19 protein-coding genes and 1 pseudogene are annotated in these 19,346 nt (G+C 61.4%); 12 read left to right on the top strand and 8 right to left on the bottom strand.

The annotated features are described in order from the left end of the window. Positions 1 to 103: 103 nt before the first annotated feature. Complete coding sequence (locus M0R89_RS07455) at positions 104 to 1,000, top strand: hypothetical protein (RefSeq protein WP_248651922.1); 897 nt, start codon at positions 104 to 106, stop codon at positions 998 to 1,000. A gap of 3 nt (positions 1,001 to 1,003) precedes the next feature. Here M0R89_RS07455 and M0R89_RS07460 read toward each other — a convergent pair whose 3' ends face one another. Both M0R89_RS07460 and M0R89_RS07465 read right to left on the bottom strand, forming a co-directional pair. Next, positions 1,004 to 2,134 (bottom strand): hypothetical protein, encoded by a 1,131-nt coding sequence (locus M0R89_RS07460; protein WP_248651923.1) that lies wholly within the window; start codon positions 2,132 to 2,134, stop codon positions 1,004 to 1,006. Between the two features lie 207 nt (positions 2,135 to 2,341). Next, positions 2,342 to 2,623 carry a winged helix-turn-helix domain-containing protein gene (locus M0R89_RS07465; RefSeq protein WP_248651924.1) on the bottom strand — a complete coding sequence of 94 codons (282 nt, stop codon included), beginning with the start codon at positions 2,621 to 2,623 and terminating at the stop codon, positions 2,342 to 2,344. Between the two features lie 305 nt (positions 2,624 to 2,928). On the opposite strand from M0R89_RS07465, the gene M0R89_RS07470 reads away from it, so the two are divergent. The 6 genes from M0R89_RS07470 to M0R89_RS23550 all read left to right on the top strand — a co-directional run bounded on the left by M0R89_RS07470 (position 2,929) and on the right by M0R89_RS23550 (position 6,391). After that, positions 2,929 to 3,282, top strand: coding sequence for a helix-turn-helix transcriptional regulator (locus M0R89_RS07470; RefSeq protein WP_248651925.1), 354 nt, complete (start codon positions 2,929 to 2,931; stop codon positions 3,280 to 3,282). A gap of 148 nt (positions 3,283 to 3,430) precedes the next feature. Continuing rightward, complete coding sequence (locus M0R89_RS07475; RefSeq protein WP_248651926.1) at positions 3,431 to 4,054, top strand: hypothetical protein; 624 nt, start codon at positions 3,431 to 3,433, stop codon at positions 4,052 to 4,054. Next, positions 4,051 to 4,377, top strand: coding sequence for a hypothetical protein (locus tag M0R89_RS07480; RefSeq protein ID WP_248651927.1), 327 nt, complete (start codon positions 4,051 to 4,053; stop codon positions 4,375 to 4,377). Before M0R89_RS07475 ends, M0R89_RS07480 begins: the two co-directional genes overlap by 4 nt. Beyond that, the gene (locus M0R89_RS07485; protein ID WP_248651928.1) at positions 4,374 to 4,991 is read left to right on the top strand and encodes a DnaJ domain-containing protein; all 618 of its coding nucleotides are present in this window, start codon (positions 4,374 to 4,376) and stop codon (positions 4,989 to 4,991) included. The genes M0R89_RS07480 and M0R89_RS07485 overlap by 4 nt, the downstream gene beginning before the upstream one ends. Further along, positions 4,988 to 6,013 carry a tyrosine-type recombinase/integrase gene (locus M0R89_RS07490; RefSeq protein WP_248651929.1) on the top strand — a complete coding sequence of 342 codons (1,026 nt, stop codon included), beginning with the start codon at positions 4,988 to 4,990 and terminating at the stop codon, positions 6,011 to 6,013. The genes M0R89_RS07485 and M0R89_RS07490 overlap by 4 nt, the downstream gene beginning before the upstream one ends. A 180-nt stretch (positions 6,014 to 6,193) precedes the next feature. Continuing rightward, positions 6,194 to 6,391 carry a DUF7563 family protein gene (locus tag M0R89_RS23550; RefSeq protein WP_438267678.1) on the top strand — a complete coding sequence of 66 codons (198 nt, stop codon included), beginning with the start codon at positions 6,194 to 6,196 and terminating at the stop codon, positions 6,389 to 6,391. On the opposite strand, the pseudogene M0R89_RS07495 reads toward M0R89_RS23550, so the two are convergent. The 6 genes and pseudogenes from M0R89_RS07495 to M0R89_RS07520 form a co-directional block, all read right to left on the bottom strand. Beyond that, positions 6,341 to 6,712, bottom strand: a pseudogene (locus tag M0R89_RS07495) (Rid family detoxifying hydrolase). The gene M0R89_RS23550 and the pseudogene M0R89_RS07495 overlap by 51 nt on opposite strands. A 7-nt stretch (positions 6,713 to 6,719) precedes the next feature. Beyond that, positions 6,720 to 8,216, bottom strand: coding sequence for an aldehyde dehydrogenase family protein (locus tag M0R89_RS07500; protein WP_248651930.1), 1,497 nt, complete (start codon positions 8,214 to 8,216; stop codon positions 6,720 to 6,722). 86 nt (positions 8,217 to 8,302) lie between these two features. Continuing rightward, positions 8,303 to 9,148 (bottom strand): ATP-binding cassette domain-containing protein, encoded by an 846-nt coding sequence (locus M0R89_RS07505; RefSeq protein WP_248651931.1) that lies wholly within the window; start codon positions 9,146 to 9,148, stop codon positions 8,303 to 8,305. After that, positions 9,138 to 10,157 carry an ABC transporter permease gene (locus tag M0R89_RS07510; protein WP_248651932.1) on the bottom strand — a complete coding sequence of 340 codons (1,020 nt, stop codon included), beginning with the start codon at positions 10,155 to 10,157 and terminating at the stop codon, positions 9,138 to 9,140. Before M0R89_RS07510 ends, M0R89_RS07505 begins: the two co-directional genes overlap by 11 nt. A 17-nt stretch (positions 10,158 to 10,174) precedes the next feature. Then, positions 10,175 to 11,332, bottom strand: coding sequence for a sugar ABC transporter substrate-binding protein (locus tag M0R89_RS07515; protein WP_248651933.1), 1,158 nt, complete (start codon positions 11,330 to 11,332; stop codon positions 10,175 to 10,177). Positions 11,333 to 12,123: 791 nt separating this feature from the next. After that, on the bottom strand, positions 12,124 to 14,769 hold the full coding sequence (locus tag M0R89_RS07520) for a sensor histidine kinase (RefSeq protein WP_248651934.1): 2,646 nt from the start codon (positions 14,767 to 14,769) through the stop codon (positions 12,124 to 12,126). A gap of 174 nt (positions 14,770 to 14,943) precedes the next feature. Here M0R89_RS07520 and M0R89_RS07525 point away from each other — a divergent pair, with 174 nt between their 5' ends. The 5 genes from M0R89_RS07525 to M0R89_RS07545 all read left to right on the top strand — a co-directional run bounded on the left by M0R89_RS07525 (position 14,944) and on the right by M0R89_RS07545 (position 19,296). Further along, positions 14,944 to 17,040, top strand: coding sequence for a minichromosome maintenance protein MCM (locus tag M0R89_RS07525; RefSeq protein ID WP_248651935.1), 2,097 nt, complete (start codon positions 14,944 to 14,946; stop codon positions 17,038 to 17,040). A gap of 1 nt (position 17,041) precedes the next feature. Then, entirely contained in the window at positions 17,042 to 17,320 is a 279-nt protein-coding gene (locus M0R89_RS07530; protein WP_248651936.1) for a DUF7854 family protein, read from the top strand. Between the two features lie 114 nt (positions 17,321 to 17,434). After that, positions 17,435 to 18,079 (top strand): DUF7504 family protein, encoded by a 645-nt coding sequence (locus tag M0R89_RS07535; RefSeq protein WP_248651937.1) that lies wholly within the window; start codon positions 17,435 to 17,437, stop codon positions 18,077 to 18,079. Between the two features lie 36 nt (positions 18,080 to 18,115). Next, entirely contained in the window at positions 18,116 to 18,454 is a 339-nt protein-coding gene (locus tag M0R89_RS07540) for a DUF7855 family protein (protein ID WP_248651938.1), read from the top strand. Continuing rightward, the gene (locus tag M0R89_RS07545; protein WP_248651939.1) at positions 18,451 to 19,296 is read left to right on the top strand and encodes a DUF7856 family protein; all 846 of its coding nucleotides are present in this window, start codon (positions 18,451 to 18,453) and stop codon (positions 19,294 to 19,296) included. The genes M0R89_RS07540 and M0R89_RS07545 overlap by 4 nt, the downstream gene beginning before the upstream one ends. Positions 19,297 to 19,346: the final 50 nt, after the last annotated feature.

The following is a 19,346-nucleotide window of genomic DNA, read 5'->3' on the forward strand; positions in this document are numbered from 1 at the left end:
ACCCACTGTCTATCTATCTATCTATTTATAGAGATTCCCCATATCAGTATCCTTTTCACCTTCTTGGAAAATTACTTGATATTCTATTTATAATAGCATTGTAATGGAGCGACTTGAAGAAGCTTACGTCCAAAATGAATCCATGCGTCAAAAGGCCTCTTCTCTCTTCTCCTTTGAAAGACAGGTATTCGATATCTTCGCCATCTCCGCAGTCGCGGTCCTCCTCTTCCTCGTAACAAAAACCCACACGTCGTTCCAGAACCAACTTGTCCTTTTCTACGACAATCCGGCACCCCACGCCTTCTACACGACACACTTTGTCCACGAATCGGCAGCGCACCTCCGCGGGAACCTCATAAGCTACCTCGTGGTCGTACCCCTTACCTACCTCATCTCACTCAGAGCTGGCCGCCACCGTGAGTTTCGCCTTGGGTTCCTCGCTATCCTCTTCGTCCTCCCACCGATCATCTCTCTTGTTAGTCTGCTCGGTCTCGACCTCGTCATCCAGACGATCTTCGGCTTCGACCCGAACGTCCGCTCCAGTCGTGGCTTCTCCGCACTCGCTGGCGCGTTCGTCGGGATGCTAATGGTCGCGGTGGCCGACCTCTTCCGGGATATTGCCGACCGCGAGGGGTCGCTTTGGCCGGTCATCGGGCTGATGTTCTGGTACGGGATAGCGGTCGCGTTCTGGGGTGTGTTCCAGTATCTGGTGAGTCTGCTGACCGTGTTGCTGGTCCTTCTTCCGACGGCATACGCAGTCTGGCTCGTCAAGAAGGTCGAGGGGCAGTACAATATCGTGGACGGGATGCAAGCAGGTGGCTGGCTACGCGGGCGGCCCGTGACGGTTGGTCTGCTCGGGGTCGGGTTCTTCGCCACGGTCTGGGGGACGCAAGGGCTATTGGCGTTTCCGTGGTTCGAGGGTGGGACGAATACGTTGTCGCACTTTGTGGGTATCCTTAGCGGAATCTCTCTAATGATATTCTCTAGACCGCTTGTTTAATTTTTATTCCCCATTTGAAACGCTAGTTCTGTAAGATAACTTTTCTTCTGACTTTCTAAGCAGAACGATTACAAGCATAAAGAAAGAACCTATGAAGTAGACCATTCCCCAGAGAAGTCCTGCTACTAATAACTCTCCTGTGTATCCTGTTACCATATTCGGAAATCCAATTGTGAAAATTAAAACGAGAGTTGCCGAACTTAATGCGATAAAAATCGACCGCACTATCAGGTTCTGGAGCTTTTCCATTTCTATTGAATAGGCCCTCCAAGTAAAGGAGAAAAGCGAGAGAATCAAGAAGAACGTGAGTAGTCTCGCTTCAATGGGGCCGTTCCTTAGTGTCTTGAGGATTGGTGGGTAGTTAGCGACAGCATAAAGAGTTAAAAACAGAACTCCGACCTCAATCCGGAAGTCTGCGGTAATATATGGATAAACATCCGCAAAGGTGTAATTCCTCTGTAGGTAGAAACCCAGCCACATTGTCAATCCTAATAGACTTAGACTTGCTAATTGAGCATGGTAATAGATGAAAGAAAACACGAAAATGAGTGCTGAAGCCGTAAATGTAACTACCCCATTCCTTAGGGAATTATAGCACTTCTCCCAATTTTCTTTCGCCTCAGAGAGTATATCTTCATTATTCTCGATGATGGTTTTATACTCCCTGAGTACTTGTCGTCGCTCTTCAGAATCAGTGTCCGGGTCAGAATGTTTTGAGAGGACGTTCCTCCCTTCAATACTCGGCTGAAGAGTAGAGGGATTCATCACCTTATAGGCAAAAACAGGAACACCAACAAACAGGTTAGATATTGAGAAAGAAACCAGAAGAAAAACAGAAATAGAGAGTAGGATGGCAATCAACGTGGCTTGGGATTCACCGATGAACCCGATAGCAGAATGAATCTGATTACTGAGCCGATTTATTTGTAAAATATTGTTCGGGAGAGAAACTCCTCCACTAGTTGATGCTAGTGCCGAAATAACTCCGATTGTAACACTAATTGCAGTCAAGACAATGCGAAGTAGCCGACTTGCCTGGTTTTCAAATCTTCTGTGTGCCTCAATTTGATAGTCTACACGCCGTTTAACTTCTTCATAAAGAAAGTCCCAGTCACCATCCGACTTCAATTTCATGTGATAAACCTAAGATAGTAATTTTGTCTGATTGGGATTAGTCTTGTGATTTTACAGAGTATGCCAGAGAGCCAAAACACTCTAACTTGAGCAATGGAAGGGGTATAAATCATCAACTTAGAGCAGGGATACTTCTGTCTCGCTCAATTCCGTCTGTAACAAGATATCAAGCTAGACTGGCTCTTTATTTCTCAGTTGGACATCGGTCTACTTTCCGTCCAACTCTCCGGAAGAAAGCTCTTCGTCGAGATATCGGCGTCCGAGTTCTGTGAGCGAGTAGTACCCGTCGCCGACTCCTTCAAGCAGTCCCTGTTCGGTAAGTACGCGGCAACGCTCTCCGGCGTAATTCCGGTGAGTATCGATATTTCTCCCGATTACGGCCGGTGGGACCTCTCCGGCGTCTCGGACGTACTCCAAGATAGCGTCATCGACGGGCACCATCCAGTCCGCACGCTCACGCATGGTACAGAAAGCGAATATCAGGACCATAGTACCCCTACAACTAAATCAGAAACTGTGCGTACGCAAATCCAGAACTTTGCATATGCAAAAGATATAATGCCTATCAACATATCGGACTCTATTACGGAAGCTACACGCGGACCCGTCACTCCCCGATGGGTCCATCTCGAAAACGAAGCGGGCCGGTGCTTGGGACACCGGGTCCGCGATAGCTCCCGTGGAGTAGGCACGGAAGCCATGTTCGCAATCGCTACGCGGGGTCTTGAAAGCCCCGAACGACCGACGGAATCGCACGTCAACCGAACGCCGACCCAACCCGAGGTGACCGCGGCATGAGCGAAACCGCGGCGGTCGGCTTCCCCGAGTTCCACGCCTTCGAGCGCGACCTCCTGTTCGCAGTCTGCGCACTCGAACGCGACGGCGACGCGCCCCACGGCCTCGCCATCAAGTCCTACCTCGAAGCCGAGTACGACGAGGAAATCAACCACTCGCGACTCTACCAAAATCTCGACGCGCTAGTTGAGCGCGGCCTCCTCCGGAAGGGCGCGAAGGACGACCGTACGAACGAGTACATCACCACCGACTCCGGGCGACTCCTGCTCGAACGCCGCGCGAAGCGCCGCGCCGACCAACTCGGTCTCGACCTGCGCGACTCGACCGCGGAAAATGGTGGTGATTTGGAATGATTGGCTCACCCCCGCGCCTGCCTTTAGTTTCACTTTCACTCAACTATAGAACTCAACTTTTTACACACGAGTCCATCATTCCGTCTCGGATGATTCGGAAACAAATCTCCCACGACGAAACTGTCGCCTCGCAGGAGGTGCGTGCCTGATGCAGTGCCCCGAGTGCGGTACGGCGATTCTCGGTGTCGCAACCCGCGGCCCCAACACGCACGTCTTCGACCCCTGCGGCTGTTCGGTGCCCGTCCACGACATCGCCGCCCTCGACCGCGGCCGCGGCCTCGTGACCGACGGCGGCGAAGAACAGTACGGGGCAGCCACGCGATTCAAGGCGAACAACGCCGACACCGAGACGATTCTCCTCGGACGCTACGACGACGCTACGAAGCTCAGCGTCCCGGAAGTCCACGACTGCGCGCCAGTTCGCGCCCGTCGCTACTACGAACCGGTGACCGTGGTCAGCTTCCCGTACACGATGTCGCGAGAGGAAGCCATCGAGTGGCTTGACGACCACCGCCATCACCCCGACCTCGCCGACTACGACTGGAGCGCCCACGACCAACAGGACCTCCTTGACGTGATCGTGGACAATCGAAGCTCGTACCGGATGCAACTCTCTGACTTCGAGCGCCAACTCGAAGGCGTCCGCGCGGTCGGCGAGCGAACCAAGCAAGAACTCGAAGAGATTCGGGAGGCGATGACCGACGCGATGCACAACGGGCCTCCCGTCGAAGTCAACTGCCTCGACGCGCCCGAGGAGGTCGATTCGGCATGAGCGCCGACCGAACTCGCGCCGGCCGTGGCCTCGAAACCCGGACGTTCCGGGTCGGTCCGGAGCGGACGGTGGCCTACGGCCCGGCGGCGAGCGGTCGCGAAGAGTGGGCGCTCCGGTTCACCGCCGACTCCGGCGAGCGCGTCGCAGTTCGCCTTGACGAAGATGCGATGTACGCGCTCTGGACCGAGGTCCACAACGTGCCGTGGCCTCGCGACGAGACTGAGCGCGGTGACCTCCGCCGCGAGGTCGCGGCCCGCGCCGAACGCGCCGATGCCGAGACGCTTCGCCAAGTCCTCGACGTTCTCGGAGGTGACCAGTTGTGACCGACCTCGACTGGCCCGCTGGCTTCGACCGGACCGACGCAGTCCGCCAGACCACGAACGACCGCTTCGAGATTTCGCTCTCGAAGGCGTTCGACGAACTCGAAACCGAATTGGACCGTCTCGGTGTCAAGGACGGTACCGACGGCGCACCCGGCTACCGGTACAGCTTCGACGCGCCCCAGCGCCAGACCGACCAGCGACCCTACGCGCGAGCGAACCCCGACGACCCCGGCTTCGTCCTGCAGTGGACGATGGACGGCAACGACTACGCGGTGGCCTGCGACCGCTACTCGCGGCTTCGAGACAACGTCCGGACCGTCGGCCTCTACGTCCGCGAGAAGCGCAAGATGGAGGAGCGACCTGTCGAGACCGGCGAGAGCGAGTTCGCCAACGCACGACTCCCGTCCGGCAACGAGAACGCCGACGCGGTGGTCGCACACGAACCGCCCCACGAGGTGTTGGGCGTCGCTCGAGACGCCGCTCCCGAAGTCGTTCGCGGTGCGGCCCGCCAACTGAAGAAGAAGTACCACCCGGATGCGGGCGGCGACGAGGAGCGGTTCAAACGCGTCGTAGACGCCGAGAACGCCATGCTCGACGGGCGGGGTGAGCGATGAATCCGGAGAAACTCTCGCCGCGCGAAGCGTGGCAGCGGTACATCGACCGCCGTCGCACCGAACTCACCCAAGGGTCGATTTCGACCTACAACTACCGGCTGAAGCTCTGGTGCGAATGGTGCGAGCGGCAGGGCATTGAGACGGTCAGCGAACTCTCCGGTTGGACGTTCGACCAGTACGAGTCGATGCGGGCGGGGAAGGACCTCGCTCCGAACACGCTCCACAACGAAATGGAGACGTTGAAAGACCATGTCGCGTACCTGGAGCGCATCGAGGCGGTCGACGACGGTCTCAGCGAGAAAATCAACGTCCCGGACGTTCCGCAAGACGAGCGGTCGCGAGAGACGAAACTCGACACCGACGACGCGACTCAACTGATTCGCCACTACCGGAACAGCGAGAGCGACTACGGGACCAACTTCCACGTCGTCCTCGAACTCGCGTGGCACACCGGCGCCCGATTAGGCGCGCTTCGCGGCCTCGACCTCCGCGACTACGACTCGGGCGAGCAGTACGTGGAGTTCGTTCACCGACCGCAGTCGGACACTCCGCTGAAGAACAAGACGCACGGCGAGCGCGTCGTCAGCCTCCGTCGAGAGGTCTGCAACGTGGTCGACGCGTACATCCGCAACGAGCGGAAGGACGCGCACGACGACCACGGGCGGCAACCGCTGTTCACGACGATTCAGCGAAATCGTCCCCAGAAGGGCACGTTCCGGACGTGGTCGTATCGCGCGACGATGCCGTGCGTTACGGGCGGGTGTCCGCACGGCTACGACCCGGATACCTGCGAGTTCCGAAACCACACGCACGCGAGCAAGTGCCCCTCGTCGCGGTCGCCCCACCACATCCGGACGGGGTCGATTACGTGGCACCGCGACTGCGGCTTCCCGCGAGAGGTCACCGCCGAGCGGGTCAACGCATCGCAGGACGTGATTGACGAGTTCTACGACAAGGCGACGAAGATGGAGCGGATGCAGCTCCGGCGTCGCCCTCACCTCGACAAACTGGAAATCGAGTAACTACCATGACCGAGACTTTCACCAACGAGACGTTCGTCGAACAGAGCCGCGAATCTCCGGCCGGTCCCTACCCGGGCGGTCCCATTACATATAAAAGTGAAGCGGTCATTTTCACCCTTCTAAGCGCCTCAGAATCGGTCTGAGTTGCATCGCTCTCGGTGCCGGGAGGTACTGGTTCTGATGGCTGTCCAGTTACCCGACTCGGACAGCGACCGCACTACTTGCGACTACTGCGAAGCACACGTCACGGCCCACTTCCGACGGACCTACGGGACCGAAGACCGGCGTGCGATTTGCGGCCATGCCTCGAACACGGCTGGCAAGTCGCTACCTCAGGGACGCCACGACTTCGAGTTCGAGCCTAATCTCCACCGGTAGGTCCGCGAGTTCGACGGCGCTCCGGGCGGGATACGGTTCCGACATGTACTCGGCGTAAATCTCGTTGACCACCTCGTAACCTTCCGCGTGGGTCAGAAACACCGTCTTCTCGACGTCCGAAAGTTCGGGGTTCGCGGCCTGCAGAATCCTCTCGATATTGTCGAGCGTATGTGCAGTCTGTTCGCCAGCGTCGTCGCCAACTACATGTCTGTGTCAGGGTCCAGTGGTCCTAACCGGAGACGGAGATTCGCTCGCCGTCCGCAATGGCCTGCGAGTAGGGTCGATGGCGTCCGGAGCGTCCACAGTAGTGATTTCTCGCACGGTCGAATCACTCCGTATCCAGCGGCGACCGAGCGTTGCCGTGGTCGACTGTGATAGTCTTCAACTGGGAGAGTTCCTCGATGGAGTGTTTTCCGCCGATACGACCGCGACCGCTTCGCTTGCCGGTGTACCCACCGAACGGGGTATGAATCTCCCAGTAAGCGCTGTTGTCGTTGATGTTGACGATACCGGTCTCTACGTTGTCGGCGAAGTACTCGGCGAGTTCGAGGTTGCTGGTGAACACGCTGGACGTGAGGCCTAGTTCTATTTCGTTGGCGATTTCGACTGCTTCATCGTACGTGTCGAAACCGATGATTGGCGCGATGGGTCCGAACGACTCTTCCCAGTTGACGGCCATCTCCGTCGTCACACCCGACAGTACAGTCGGTTCGTAGTACAGGTCGGTGGGAAGGTCGTCCGCACGACCGCCTCCCGTGAGAACCGCCGCGCCGTTCTCACGCGCCTCGTCGATATGGCGGTCCATCTTCTCCGCGACGCCCTCGTTGTTCAGCGGGCCGATATCAGTCTCCGACTCGGTGGGGTCACCGAGTCGGAACTCTCGGGCCCGTTCGGCCATCCGTTCGGTGAACTCCTCCCGCACGTCCTCGTGGACCAGTACCCGCTCGCTCGCCGAACAAATCTGCCCTGCGTTGCTGAAGCAACCGAACGAGGTGGCCTCGACTGCGGCGTCGATATCGGCATCGTCGAGTACAATTACGGGTCCGTTTCCGCCGAGTTCGAGCAGGGTCGGTTTGGTTCCCGCCTTGCTCGCAATCTCCTCACCCGTCTCGGGACTCCCCGTGAAGCCGATGGCGTCGGTACCGTCGTTGATGACTACCTCGTCGCCGACGACCGGTCCCTCCCCGGTGACGAGGTTGAGCGCACCGTCAGGCAGACTGACGTCCGCGTCCGCGAAGGCCTCCAGAAGTTTCACCGCCACCACGGAGGTGCTCGGTGCTGGCACCCAGACCACGGCGTTACCGACCGCCAGTCCTGGCGCGAGGTACTCCGCCGGGATGTTCAGCGGGTAGTTCCACGGCGTGATGACTCCCAGCACGCCGTGAGGCTTCCGAATCGTGTAGATACGCTTGTTCGGGTCCTCCGAAGGGATGACTTCGGTTTCGGCGCGCTTGACGTCCTCGGCGGCGTTCCGGAATTCCTTCGCGCAGAGTTCGACCTCCGTACGCGCCTCCTGTAGTGGTTTCCCTTGGTCGGCGGTCAGCCACTCGGCGAGGTGGTCGTGATTCGCCTCGATTGCGTCGGCCATTTCGTGACACAGTTCGGCGCGCTCGAAGTCGGTCATCGCTTCTAACTCGGGTTGCACTTCACGGGCGGCGTCGATAGCACGTTGGGCGTTTTCCCTCGTTCCCTTCGGCACCTCACCGAGCGACTCTCCAGTTGCAGGATTCGTCGCGTCGAACGTCTCCCCTCCGACGCTGTTGGTCGGTTCGCCACCGACGAACATCGAGAACGCCTCCGTTGACGATTTCTCTCCCGTAGCCATGGTGGTTGTTGACACTTACAACAGTATAAGACTCCGGGTGACGACGCAGTCGAAAGACCCGGACCCGGTCGTCGACTCGGAACGAGTTACGCACGACTGCCGGTCGTGATGAGTTCGGTCACGGTCTCTCTGTCCGTCTCGTCGGGGTCCACCACGTCGACGAGTCGTCCCCGATACATCACCGCGATACGGTCGGCGAGGTCGAACACGTCTTCGAGGCTGTGACTGACGACGACTTGGGTGTGGCCCTCGGCCTGTAACTGGCGCATCGTCTCGTGGACGAGTTCCGTGCCCGCGACTGACAGGGCACTCGTCGGTTCGTCCAAGACGAAGACGTCAGGGTCGAACGAGAGCGCCCGCCCGATTGCGACGAGTTGGCGCTGGCCGCCCGAGAGGAACACGACCTCGGTATCGGGTCGGATGTCCTGATTCAGGAAGTCGAGTATCTCCCGCGTGTTCTCGTAGGTTCGCTCCCAGTCGATGACACCGAACGGACCGACCGAGACCCGTTTCGGGAACTTCCCGACGTGGATGTTGGTCGCGATGTCGAGGTCGTTCATCAGCGCGAGGTCCTGATACACCGTCTCGATGCCGCGTTCGCGGGCCTCACTCGGATTCGAGAACCGGACCGGTTCGCCGTCGTAGACGACGCGGCCTTCGGTCGGCCGATGGACGCCCGAGATCATGCCAGTCAGCGTGGACTTCCCAGCGCCGTTATCGCCGACGAGCGCTAAAATCTCTTCTTCGTACACCGAGAGCGTCACGTCCTCGACGGCGACGACCCGCCCGAACTGCTTGGTGACGCTCTCCAGTCGAATCATTTCGGCGGACTCTTCGTCGATTTCGTCGGTCGCGACGGCATCGGTCGCGGAGTCCCCCGACGGTACGTTCGCGGAGTCGGTCGACGGGGTGTCTGGTTGTTCACCGTCCATAGTCACTTGCTTCCACCTGTCTGGAGAGGATGCGCTCGCGGAGGCGTCGTCGGGAACTGTACACCAGTATCGCCGCCAGCAGGACCAGTCCGTTGACCAGCGTCACCTGCTCGGGTGGCGTCCCGCTGATGTTCAGCGCGGCCTGTATCAGGCCCAGAAGGAGCACGCCACCGAGCGCGCCCGTGACCTTGCCTCGGCCGCCGTACAGGCTAACGCCACCGATGACCGCGGCCGCGAATGCCGGGAAGACGAGTTCGTCGCCTATCGTCGGCGGGACGACGTTGATGAATCCCGTCAGCATCAGCCCTCCCGCCGCGGACAACACCCCGCTAATCGCGTACACCGCGATGACGACCCTGTCGGTGTCGATACCGACGGCGCGGGCCGACTCGTCGTCGCTTCCGACCGCGTACACCGCCTGTCCGAAGGGAGTGTACTTCATCACGAAGCCGACGAGTACGAACGTCAAGAAGAGCAGGCCGACCGATATTCGCGGTGAGTTACCGATGTTGGTGTACCCGTCGGGCAGTCCGGTGACAGTGATGGTACTGAGCGTGAGCTTCGCTCCCTGCAGGATGATAAGGAACGCGAGGGTCTGGAGGAAGGGGTTGATGCCGACTTTGCTTATCATCACCCCGTTCGTCACCCCGATGACGAGACCAATCGAGAGGATGACGGCTACGCCGAGCAAGGGATTCGAGACGAGATTCCACTGGTTGGCGGAGACGACCAGTCCCGCGAGCATCGCCGAGAATCCCGCAATCGACCCGACGGAGAGGTCGAAGTTACCCGAGACGAGACAGACCGCCTCCGCGAGCGCGACGAACCCCAGTCCTACCGAACCGTGCAGGATGAACTGGATAGACCGGAGGTTCGTGAACGTCTGTGGTACCACCACCCAGACGGCGAGTGTCATCAGCAACAGAATCGGCCAGATCATGTTGTCCAACAGGCTCAGCAAGAGGTCGTCGACCTCGACTGACTCAGGGACGTAATCAGCAGTCGCCATGAGCGGATTGGAGGGGTTCAGTTCTCCACCGACTCGCCCGGACTCCAGATGTTCCCCCAGAGGTACGGTGCGTCGGCGTTCTCTTCGGTTATCACGACGTGGTCGGTGACGAACTGGCGGTGGCCGAGGGCTTCGCCGACGGTTGCGGGCGACCAGATCGGTTCCTGCCATAGCTCCACGCCTTTGTGCATGGCCGGGTCGATGGTAATCGACGCTTGTTGTTGGGTTGCGGCGGTCGTCGTCGCGTTCGCGGTTGTCGTCTCCCTGTCGGCACCCTTTCCCGAGACGACCGTCGACCCCACGTCCGGCAGAACGTCTTCGCCCTGGTTGACGACTCGTTCGAGCCACGCGAACGCCAACGGCGCGTAGAAGTAGTTCGGTTGATCGACCGCACCGTCGATGAACCCGTTCTTGATCGCCTCGTGGGTATTTTTCGACCCGTCGAGTTGCGTCATCACGACGTGCCCGTCTTCTCCGCGCGGGGCCGTGGCACCCATCTCTCGGAGTGCCGAGAGCGCACCTAAACTCATTCCGAAGTTCGCCGAGTAGACGCCGTCCGGCACCTCGTTGGCGTTGACCCACTCCTGAACGCGCTGCTTGGCAGTCGAGCGAACCCAGTCGCCAACGACCGTGCCCGCGACTTCGAATCCCTCAGTTTGTTCTATCGTATTGACGAACGGTTCGTGGCGTAGCCGGGCGATGTCCCGTCCCGGCGGAGCACGCACTTCGAGAAGGGTGTACTGATCCTGATCGGGCTTCTGCTCGCGCAAGTTGCTAATCAGCATCTCGGTGGCCCGTTGCGTCGCCCGTTCGTCGTTCCAGGAGATGTGCATCAGGTCTGCTGGCGTCGCGGCGTCAATGTCACACGTGATTACCGGAACGCCCGCGTTCGCGGCCTCTTCGACGACCGAGGCGATTGCCTCCGAGTTGAACGGGATGAGGACGATTCCGTCGTACCCTTGGTTCACCATTTGGCGGATGTCGCTAATCTGCTTCTGGGACTCGCCACCGGTGGGGAAGAGATTGAAGTCGTAGCCCTGATCCTGTGCGTAGAACTGACCGCCTTCGACCAGCGCGGTCACCCATGCTCCCGACGTGAAGTGTGTCGAAAGACCGAACTGGAGTGAATCCTCCTGGCGGAGGTATCCGGTCGTGCCGAGCGCACCGAGTGCCATCGAACCGCCGAGCGCTCGGAGGTACGATCGCCGTCCTACCGTCCCACCCCGTGTGTCATTTGGAACCATGAACCACGGATACTACTCTTCATATTTTATAGTTAATTCTCAGAGACGCAAGAAGGAGACCGTAATTCAACCTGACGAGAACGTTGAACCGTCTACGATTTGTTAGGCTGAATAACTGGATTAGAGGCTGTTTTAGGCTAGAATCCCTAGTTCACGGCAGCTATCCTGAGGGACTCTCGTTCCACGAACACGTGTCGGGACGCTACGCTTCAGCGGTTTAGCCACCAATCAACAGCTAGCTGACACCCCCGCTGTTCTGGATACTCCCCGAGCAGTCCCATTCTGCCTGCAAATTCACACGTTCTGCTCTTTCTGAATTCTTCAGCCTCCGAACCGGCCTGATACACCGCTCGGTACTCGACGGTGGGCGTTCTACTAGCGACTATTGAGAACACGTAGTCGACGCTGGCAGTTCGGGACCGCGATAGCCACCGCTCTTGGTTGTAGAACAGACGGGGTAGGTCAACCGGCGAAACCGCGCGTGGAAACCACGCGGGCTGAAAGGTAACCCGCTGACCGTGCCGCCTACGTATCCATTCCCGTCATCGACACAAAACACCTCCGATACGCAGATTAGCCGCGGCCGGCGTTTCGGGCCACACCGTTTCGTAATCGACAGTCGTGCTACCCGAACCGACCGCGCCGAGAACAGTCAGCTAACCTCGTCGAACTCTCCGTCGGTGATAGGGACGAGTCTTCCGGCGATGTAGCGCGCGAATTCTTCAGGTCCGTTGCGGGTCTCGGTCGGTGCTCGTGAACTCGAACCGGGCCCCGCCGGCCTCGCTCTCGGTCACCGAACACGTCCAGTCGTACACCTCGGCGAGTTCGCGAACGAACGCCAGCCCTAACCCGGTCCCCTCTTGCTCGGCCGTCGTGTACCCCGCTTGGAACACCGTGTCTCGGTCCTCGGCCGGAACGCCCGGACCGTCGTCCGCCACGTAGAACCCGTCGCCGGTCGGGATATCGCCGACGGTGATGGTTACGTCCCGGCCGCCGTGTTTGACCGCGTTTTCGAGGAGGTTGCGGAACAGGTGCTGGACGTACGTCTCGTCGGCCTGTATCGTCCGGTCGACCCCGATTTCGAGCGTCGCCTCGGGTGCGTCCACGTCGTCCCACGCCTCGCGGGCCGCGTCCGCGAGTTCGACCGGGGTTCGCTCGCCCACCGCGTCGCTGCCTCGCGTCAGCACCAGCATCACGTCTATCATGGACTCGATGCGGTCGAACGCCTCGGTGACGTACTCGACCGCCTCGGCGTCCGCGTCGTCGGGTAACTGCTGGCTGTATATCTGGCCGATGGTGACGGGGTTGCGCAACTCGTGGGCGAGCATGCTCGCGAACTTGTCGAGACGCTCGGTCCGCTCTTCGAGTTCGCGTTCGCGTTCGACCTGCTCGGTGATGTCTTGGACGAAACTCAGTCCGGCGAAAACCTCCCCGTCCGCGTCGCGAAGCGGCGCCGCCCACACCTGCCAGTTGCGACCGGCGAACTCGGTCGTCGTCTTGCCGGTTTCGCCCTCCTCGACGGCGGCCCGAAACATCGGTTCGAGTTCCCCGGCCGTCTCCGTCGGGAAGACTTCGGGTATCCGATTGCCCTCTAGACGCTCGGCGGTCGGTAGCGTATCGCCCAAGACGCTTCCCTCGGTCAGGGTGAGCCGAAGACTGCGGTCGTACACCCCGACCGCACCGTTCGGGAAGTTCTCGGCGAGCGTCCGATATCGTCGCTCCGACTCCTCGAGGGCTCGTTCGCGCTGTTTACGTTCGGTGATGTCGCTCGCCATTCCGATCCACTCGTCGATTTCACCGTCCTCGTTCAGCATCGGTACCGCTCGCGAGAACGTCCAGCCGACGCCTCCGTCGTCCCGCTCCACCCTGTGTTCCAACTCGAAGATGCTCTTGGTCCGAATCGCTTCGTCGATGGCCTCCGCGACCCGCGGCCGATCGTCCGGATGAATGTACTTCTCGACCCAGTCGCTGGTCGATTCGTCCGTGTCAGTGAGAAACTCCTTGCCTTCGAGTTCGTGCATCTCGCTCCAATCGGGGCTCATGCGATACACCACGTCCGAACTCGCGGTGACCAGCGCGCGGAATCGCCTTTCGCTCTCCTTGTGCGCTTCTTCCGCCCGCTTGCGTTCCGTGACGTCGCGTGTCGTCCCGGCGATGGCTTCGACTTCGCCGTCGTCGTCGAGCACTGGTGCGAAGATGTAGTCGTAGACGCGGCGACCGTGTTCGGCGTGCGGGAACGTGACCTCGCCGCGAACGGGCTCTTTCGTCTCGATGACCTCGTCGATTTCGCGCTCGTGCATCTCCGCGTGCCACGGCTCGTAGCCGATTTCTCGCAGCGTCTTCCCGATGGACTCCTCGCGGGTCTGGCCCCACATCTCCAGTACTGCGTCGTTGGCGAACGTGAAGCGGTAGTCGAGGTCGAAGGCGTAGATGAGGTCGGGCGTGCTGGAGATGATGGTCTCGTAGAGTCGCTCTTGCTGTTCGGCCTCGGCGGTCACTCTCTTCAGCTCTGCCTCCGCTTCCTTGCGTTCGGTGATGTCGCCAGTAGCGCCGTTCACCCGGAGTGTTTCGCCGTCACCGCGTTCGACCGCTCCGCGGGACGTCACCCACCGCGCGTCGCCGTCCGCGTCGGTGACGCGGTACTCGGTCTCGAACTCGCCCGTCTCCTCGACCGCTTCGTCGAGTCGTTTCCGCACTCGTTTTCGGTCTCCCTCGTGAATCGAGTCGAAGAACTCCTCTATCGGGACGCCCGTCTCGGCCTCCGCCGGGTCCATGCCGTGCAGTTCGGGGAGACGTTCGTCCGCAGTCACGACGTTTTCTCGAACGTCCCACGTCCACGTGCCGACCGACCCGATGGACGCGGCAACTTCGGGTCGGGACTCCGTCCGGCGAGATTCCCGCTCTGATTCGCTCGACTGCGTGCGATTGGGACGCCGGTCCGATTCGCCGAGTCGCTCGCCCGTTCGTCTGCGGTCGGTGGTCTCGTGAACGACGCCGACGGCTCCCTGCACCGTCCCGTCCGCTTCGAGCGGCGTCATTCGCACTTCACAGCGAACTCGGTCTCCCTCCGCGGTCCGGACGGGAAGTTCGAGTCGTTCGCTGTCGTCGGTGGGGGTAGTGAGAACTCGTTCCGTAGCCGAACTGCCGTCGCCGAGAAGTAGCGAGACGTGTTCGCCGAGCAACTCCTCGCGTCCGTACCCCGTTAACTCGACGATACCGTCGTTGACCGCGACGAATCGGCCCTCGGCGTCCAGTTGGTAGATTCCGCCGTCGATAGCATTCACGAGCGTCCGATAACGCCGGAGGGCCTCGGTGTCGTCGGTGTCTCCCCAGAACACCGTCTCCGAGGTCTCCGCTCGTTCATTCATACGCGCAGTAGTGTGGTACGTAGGATAAGTCTTCATATGGTCGGCATTCTTGGAGGACCGCCGTCCATCGAGCGCGCTACCAGAGTAGGCTCTCCGAGTCGCCCGCGCTCGTCCACTTTCACTTTCAGTCCGTTTACGAAACTTCTTACAGGGTGAGGAACGAAGAGTGGTTGAATGGCTCGCGCGGAGAATACGGAGCTTATCGACAACTTCGAGCAGTTCTACCGGCGGTACTACAGCGACGAGATCGGCCGACTCGCGCAGAACTACCCGAACGAACAGCGGTCGCTGCACATCGACTGGACCGACCTCTATCGCTACGACTCGGACCTCGCGGACGACTTCCTCTCGCAACCCGAACAGCTACGCGAGTACGCCGAGGAAGCCCTGCGCCTCTACGACCTCCCCGTCGACGTGAGTCTCGGGCAGGCCCACGTCCGCGTCGAGAATCTGGACCAGATAACCGACATCCGGGAGATTCGCGCCCGGCACGTCAACACGATGGTCAGCGTCCAGGGCATCGTCCGGAAGGCGACCAACGTCCGACCGAAGATTCAGGAGGCCGCCTTCGAGTGCCAGCGCTGCGGAACGCTGACCTACATCCCCCAGAGCGGCGGCGACTTCCAAGAACCCCACGAGTGTCAGGGCTGTGAGCGACAGGGACCGTTCCAGATAAACTTCGACCAGTCGGAGTTCGTCGACTCCCAGAAGATACGCGTACAGGAGAGTCCGGAGGGTCTCCGGGGCGGCGAGACGCCCCAGAGCCTCGACGTTCACATCGAGGACGACATCACCGGCGAGGTGACGCCGGGCGACCACGTCACGGTCACGGGCATCCTCCACCTCGAACAGCAGGGGAGCGGACAGGACAAGTCCGCCGTCTTCGACGTGTACATGGACGGCATCTCGGTGACCATCGAGGACGAGGAGTTCGAGGACATGGACATCACCGACGAGGACAAGCGCGAAATCGTCGAACTCTCCCAAGAGGAAGACATCTACGACCAGATGGTCTCCTCGATGGCGCCGGCAATCTACGGCTACGAGGAGGAGAAGCTGGCGATGATTCTCCAACTGTTCTCGGGCGTGACGAAGCATCTCCCCGACGAATCCCGGATTCGCGGCGACCTACACATGCTCCTCATCGGGGACCCCGGTACGGGTAAGTCCCAGATGATTTCGTACGTCCAGAACATCGCGCCCCGCTCGGTCTACACCTCCGGCAAGGGTTCCTCGTCCGCCGGTCTCACGGCCGCGGCGGTCCGCGACGACTTCGGCGACGGCCAGCAGTGGACGCTGGAGGCCGGTGCGCTCGTCCTCGCCGACAAGGGCATCGCGGCGGTGGACGAACTGGACAAGATGGACCCCTCGGACCGCTCTGCGATGCACGAGGGACTCGAACAGCAGAAGATTTCGGTCTCGAAGGCGGGCATCAACGCCACGCTCAAGTCCCGGTGTTCGCTGCTCGGCGCGGCCAACCCCAAGTACGGCCGCTTCGACCAGTACGAACCCATCGGCGAGCAGATAGACCTCGAACCCGCGCTCATCTCCCGGTTCGACCTCATCTTCACCGTCACCGACCAACCCGACGAGGAACACGACAAGCGACTCGCCGAACACATCATCCAGACCAACTACGCGGGGCAGTTGAACACCCAGCGGACGGAGATGAGCGCGCCGAACATCACCGAGGAAGAGGTCAACAGCCAGACCGAGGAGGTCGCGCCGGCCATCGAGGCCGACCTCCTGCGCAAGTACATCGCCTACGCCAAGCGCAACTGCTTCCCGACGATGACCGAGGAGGCAAAGCGGACCATCGAGGACTTCTACGTGGACCTCCGGACGAAGGGGGCCGACGAGGACGCGCCCGTGCCGGTCACGGCCCGGAAACTGGAGGCGATGGTCCGTCTCGCGGAGGCCAGCGCGCGCGTCCGCCTCTCCGACGAGGTCGAAATCGAGGACGCCGAGCGCGCGGTCGAGATTACCCGCTCGTGTCTACAGGACATCGGCGTGGACCCCGAGACCGGTCAGTTCGACGCCGACGTGGTCGAGACGGGCACCTCGAAGTCCCAGCGCGACCGCATCAAGAACATCAAACAGCTAATCGCCGACATCGAGGAGGAGTACGACGACGGTGCGCCGGTAGACGTGGTTTTGGACCGCGCCGAGGAAATCGGGATGGACCACTCGAAGGCCGAGCACGAGATAGACAAACTGAAACAGAAGGGCGAGGTGTACGAACCCTCGACCGACCACCTGCGGACGACCTGAGATGGACCGCATCTCCGCGCTCCGGAACGTCGAGGACGCGCTGGCCGACTTCGAGTCGGGGGAGGCCGACCTCCGCGCGACCGAGCGACGCGTCGTGAACGTGCTCCGGACCTACGCGACCGAGTTCGAGGACGAGGACCTGTCCGTCTACCGCGCCGAGGGCACCGAACCGGCAGAGGGCGTCGTGGTCGCCGCCGAGTCGGAGTCGCAGGCCCGCGAGCGCGTGGCCGAGCGACTCGATTCCGACGACTCGGCGTTCGAGCTACGCGAACTGAGCTGACAGGTAACGGGTTAGACAGTTCAGAAGGGAAAATAAATAAGCGAGGTTCCCGTAGGAGTATTCGTTCGGACGTATCACCGATTAGTCGAACCAGTACGCTACGGGACATCACAGATGCGAAGTAAGGGCCACGACGAGGGCGAGATACTCCACGGGGACGTAGAGCAGGGGGCCTGCGTTCTGCTACTGACGCCGTCGATTCACGAGGCGACGGACGAAGCGTGTCACGACCTCCTCACGCCCGCAGACCCCGACGAGGAGAACGTCCTGTGGGTCACGTACACTCGCTCGCCCGACACCTGCATTCGGGACTGGTCGTCCCACGCGGGCGAGCGACCGGGGAACGCGCGCATCGTCAGCGTCGGCGAGACGACGCGTTCGGCCTCGTCCTCGGTCTCGACTTCAGCGGACGGCGGCGGACCGTCCTCGACCAACGAGGTCGTCGAGACGCTGTCGAACCCGAGCGACCTGACGGGTCTCGGTATCAAACTCAGCGAGATTCTCAAGGAGTGGGGCGAGAACGACAACGAGACCGTCGCCTGCTTCGACTCGCTGACGGCCCTGCTCCAGTACGCCGACCTCCAGACCGTCTACAAGTTCCTCCACGTCCTGACGGGCCGGTTCGACACCGCCGACGTGACCGCGCACTTCCACCTCGACCCGGACGCCTGCGACCAGCAGACGGTCAGCACGCTCACCTCGCTGTTCGACACGGTGGTCGAGCGCGAGGACGACGAGTGGGTCGTTCGGAGCCGATAACTAATTTTAAACGCTACCGGATTGAAAGCAGCGTCTGTGCTACTGGTCGTGACGTACTCGCGGGCCGCGCGCCAGACGCTCCGGAACGTCTGTAACGGACACGAGGAGACGGTCGTCCAGCGGTTCGGCCGGGCCGCCCTGCTGGAGGCGACCGAACTCGGCGCGTTCCTCGCACTTCGCCTCCGCGAGAAGCACGCCGGTGACGTGCAAGTCGAGCGCACCGCGCCGTTCAACGAGTTCGAGGACGCGCCCGAATCGGTCCGAGACGCCGCCGCGGCCTACGAGGACCGCGACAACTCGAATACGCCGTACGCCAAGTTCGCGGTCGGGACCGACCACCCCGAGGCCGACGCGATGCGCGACGCAGAGCTATGAAGGTGCGCGCGGTCGGGGAGACCCGAACGGGCCGGGCCGTCGACCTCGGAACGTTCGACCGTCTCGACGACGTGTCGGTTCCGCTGGTAGCCGATTCGATTCGCCGTCGAGAGGCCGAATCCGGCGGAGACGGTGACGACGCCGTGGTCGTCGAGTGCCCGACGCCCGGTCCGGTCCACGCTCACGTCGGCGCGATTCGCGCCGAGACGGACTTCTCGCTCCGCCCCGCGCTCGCCGCTGCCGCGCGCTCGCAGGGTCACACCGCGCCGCAGGACGACGAACTCGCCGCAATCCGGGACCGCCTCGACTCGCTCGACGTGTCGGAGGTGGACCTCCGGGAGGCGCGCCGACGCGTGGCCGAGACCAGCGACGCCGCCGAGGAACTGCGCGAGCGCGTCGCCGCGGTTCGGGGCCGGGTCCGAGCGCTCCGAGAGGCGGACGCCGACCCCGGCCCGGCCGAGTCCGACCTCGCCGACGCGACTCGTCGCCTGTCGGAGGCCGAGACCGAGCGCATCGCGGCCGAACAGGCGCTGTCCCGCGCTCGCGAGCGGGCGCGGGCCGACCGTGAACGCCGCCGAGAGCGCCTCCGACTGGAGGACCGCGCCGCGAACCTCCGGCGGCGCGCCCGGGAGCGACTGGCGGACGTTGTCCGGGACGCGTTCGAGGACGCTCGCGCGGAGATTCCGGAGGCCGAGAACCGACGACCGCCGGTCGAGAGCGCGCTGGCGGTCGCTCGCGTGGCCGACCTCGCCGCGCCGGTCGCAGTCGCTCGGGAGGTAGACCCGTTCGGGAGCGCAGATGCGACCTCGGAGTGGCTGGACGCGCCCGTGATTCGAGTCTGACCGGCCGCGAGCGCAGTCTCGCCGGTGTCCAACTTTATCACCGAGGACGC

Source organism: Halorussus limi (assembly GCF_023238205.1).
Classification (GTDB): Archaea; Halobacteriota; Halobacteria; order Halobacteriales; family Haladaptataceae; genus Halorussus; species Halorussus limi.

What these genes read in the sequence shown, in the direction of transcription:
- M0R89_RS07525 (WP_248651935.1), top strand. Translation starts at nt 14,944, where the DNA reads ATGGCTCGCGCGGAGAATACGGAGCTTATCGACAACTTCGAGCAGTTC.
- M0R89_RS07530 (WP_248651936.1), top strand. Translation starts at nt 17,042, where the DNA reads ATGGACCGCATCTCCGCGCTCCGGAACGTCGAGGACGCGCTGGCCGAC.
- M0R89_RS07520 (WP_248651934.1), bottom strand. Translation starts at nt 14,769, where the DNA reads ATGAATGAACGAGCGGAGACCTCGGAGACGGTGTTCTGGGGAGACACC.
- M0R89_RS07510 (WP_248651932.1), bottom strand. Translation starts at nt 10,157, where the DNA reads ATGGCGACTGCTGATTACGTCCCTGAGTCAGTCGAGGTCGACGACCTC.
- M0R89_RS07480 (WP_248651927.1), top strand. Translation starts at nt 4,051, where the DNA reads ATGAGCGCCGACCGAACTCGCGCCGGCCGTGGCCTCGAAACCCGGACG.
- M0R89_RS07490 (WP_248651929.1), top strand. Translation starts at nt 4,988, where the DNA reads ATGAATCCGGAGAAACTCTCGCCGCGCGAAGCGTGGCAGCGGTACATC.
- M0R89_RS07470 (WP_248651925.1), top strand. Translation starts at nt 2,929, where the DNA reads ATGAGCGAAACCGCGGCGGTCGGCTTCCCCGAGTTCCACGCCTTCGAG.
- M0R89_RS07545 (WP_248651939.1), top strand. Translation starts at nt 18,451, where the DNA reads ATGAAGGTGCGCGCGGTCGGGGAGACCCGAACGGGCCGGGCCGTCGAC.
- M0R89_RS07455 (WP_248651922.1), top strand. Translation starts at nt 104, where the DNA reads ATGGAGCGACTTGAAGAAGCTTACGTCCAAAATGAATCCATGCGTCAA.
- M0R89_RS07535 (WP_248651937.1), top strand. Translation starts at nt 17,435, where the DNA reads ATGCGAAGTAAGGGCCACGACGAGGGCGAGATACTCCACGGGGACGTA.
- M0R89_RS07500 (WP_248651930.1), bottom strand. Translation starts at nt 8,216, where the DNA reads ATGGCTACGGGAGAGAAATCGTCAACGGAGGCGTTCTCGATGTTCGTC.
- M0R89_RS07460 (WP_248651923.1), bottom strand. Translation starts at nt 2,134, where the DNA reads ATGAAATTGAAGTCGGATGGTGACTGGGACTTTCTTTATGAAGAAGTT.
- M0R89_RS07505 (WP_248651931.1), bottom strand. Translation starts at nt 9,148, where the DNA reads ATGGACGGTGAACAACCAGACACCCCGTCGACCGACTCCGCGAACGTA.
- M0R89_RS07515 (WP_248651933.1), bottom strand. Translation starts at nt 11,332, where the DNA reads ATGGCACTCGGTGCGCTCGGCACGACCGGATACCTCCGCCAGGAGGAT.
- M0R89_RS23550 (WP_438267678.1), top strand. Translation starts at nt 6,194, where the DNA reads ATGGCTGTCCAGTTACCCGACTCGGACAGCGACCGCACTACTTGCGAC.
- M0R89_RS07465 (WP_248651924.1), bottom strand. Translation starts at nt 2,623, where the DNA reads ATGGTCCTGATATTCGCTTTCTGTACCATGCGTGAGCGTGCGGACTGG.
- M0R89_RS07475 (WP_248651926.1), top strand. Translation starts at nt 3,431, where the DNA reads ATGCAGTGCCCCGAGTGCGGTACGGCGATTCTCGGTGTCGCAACCCGC.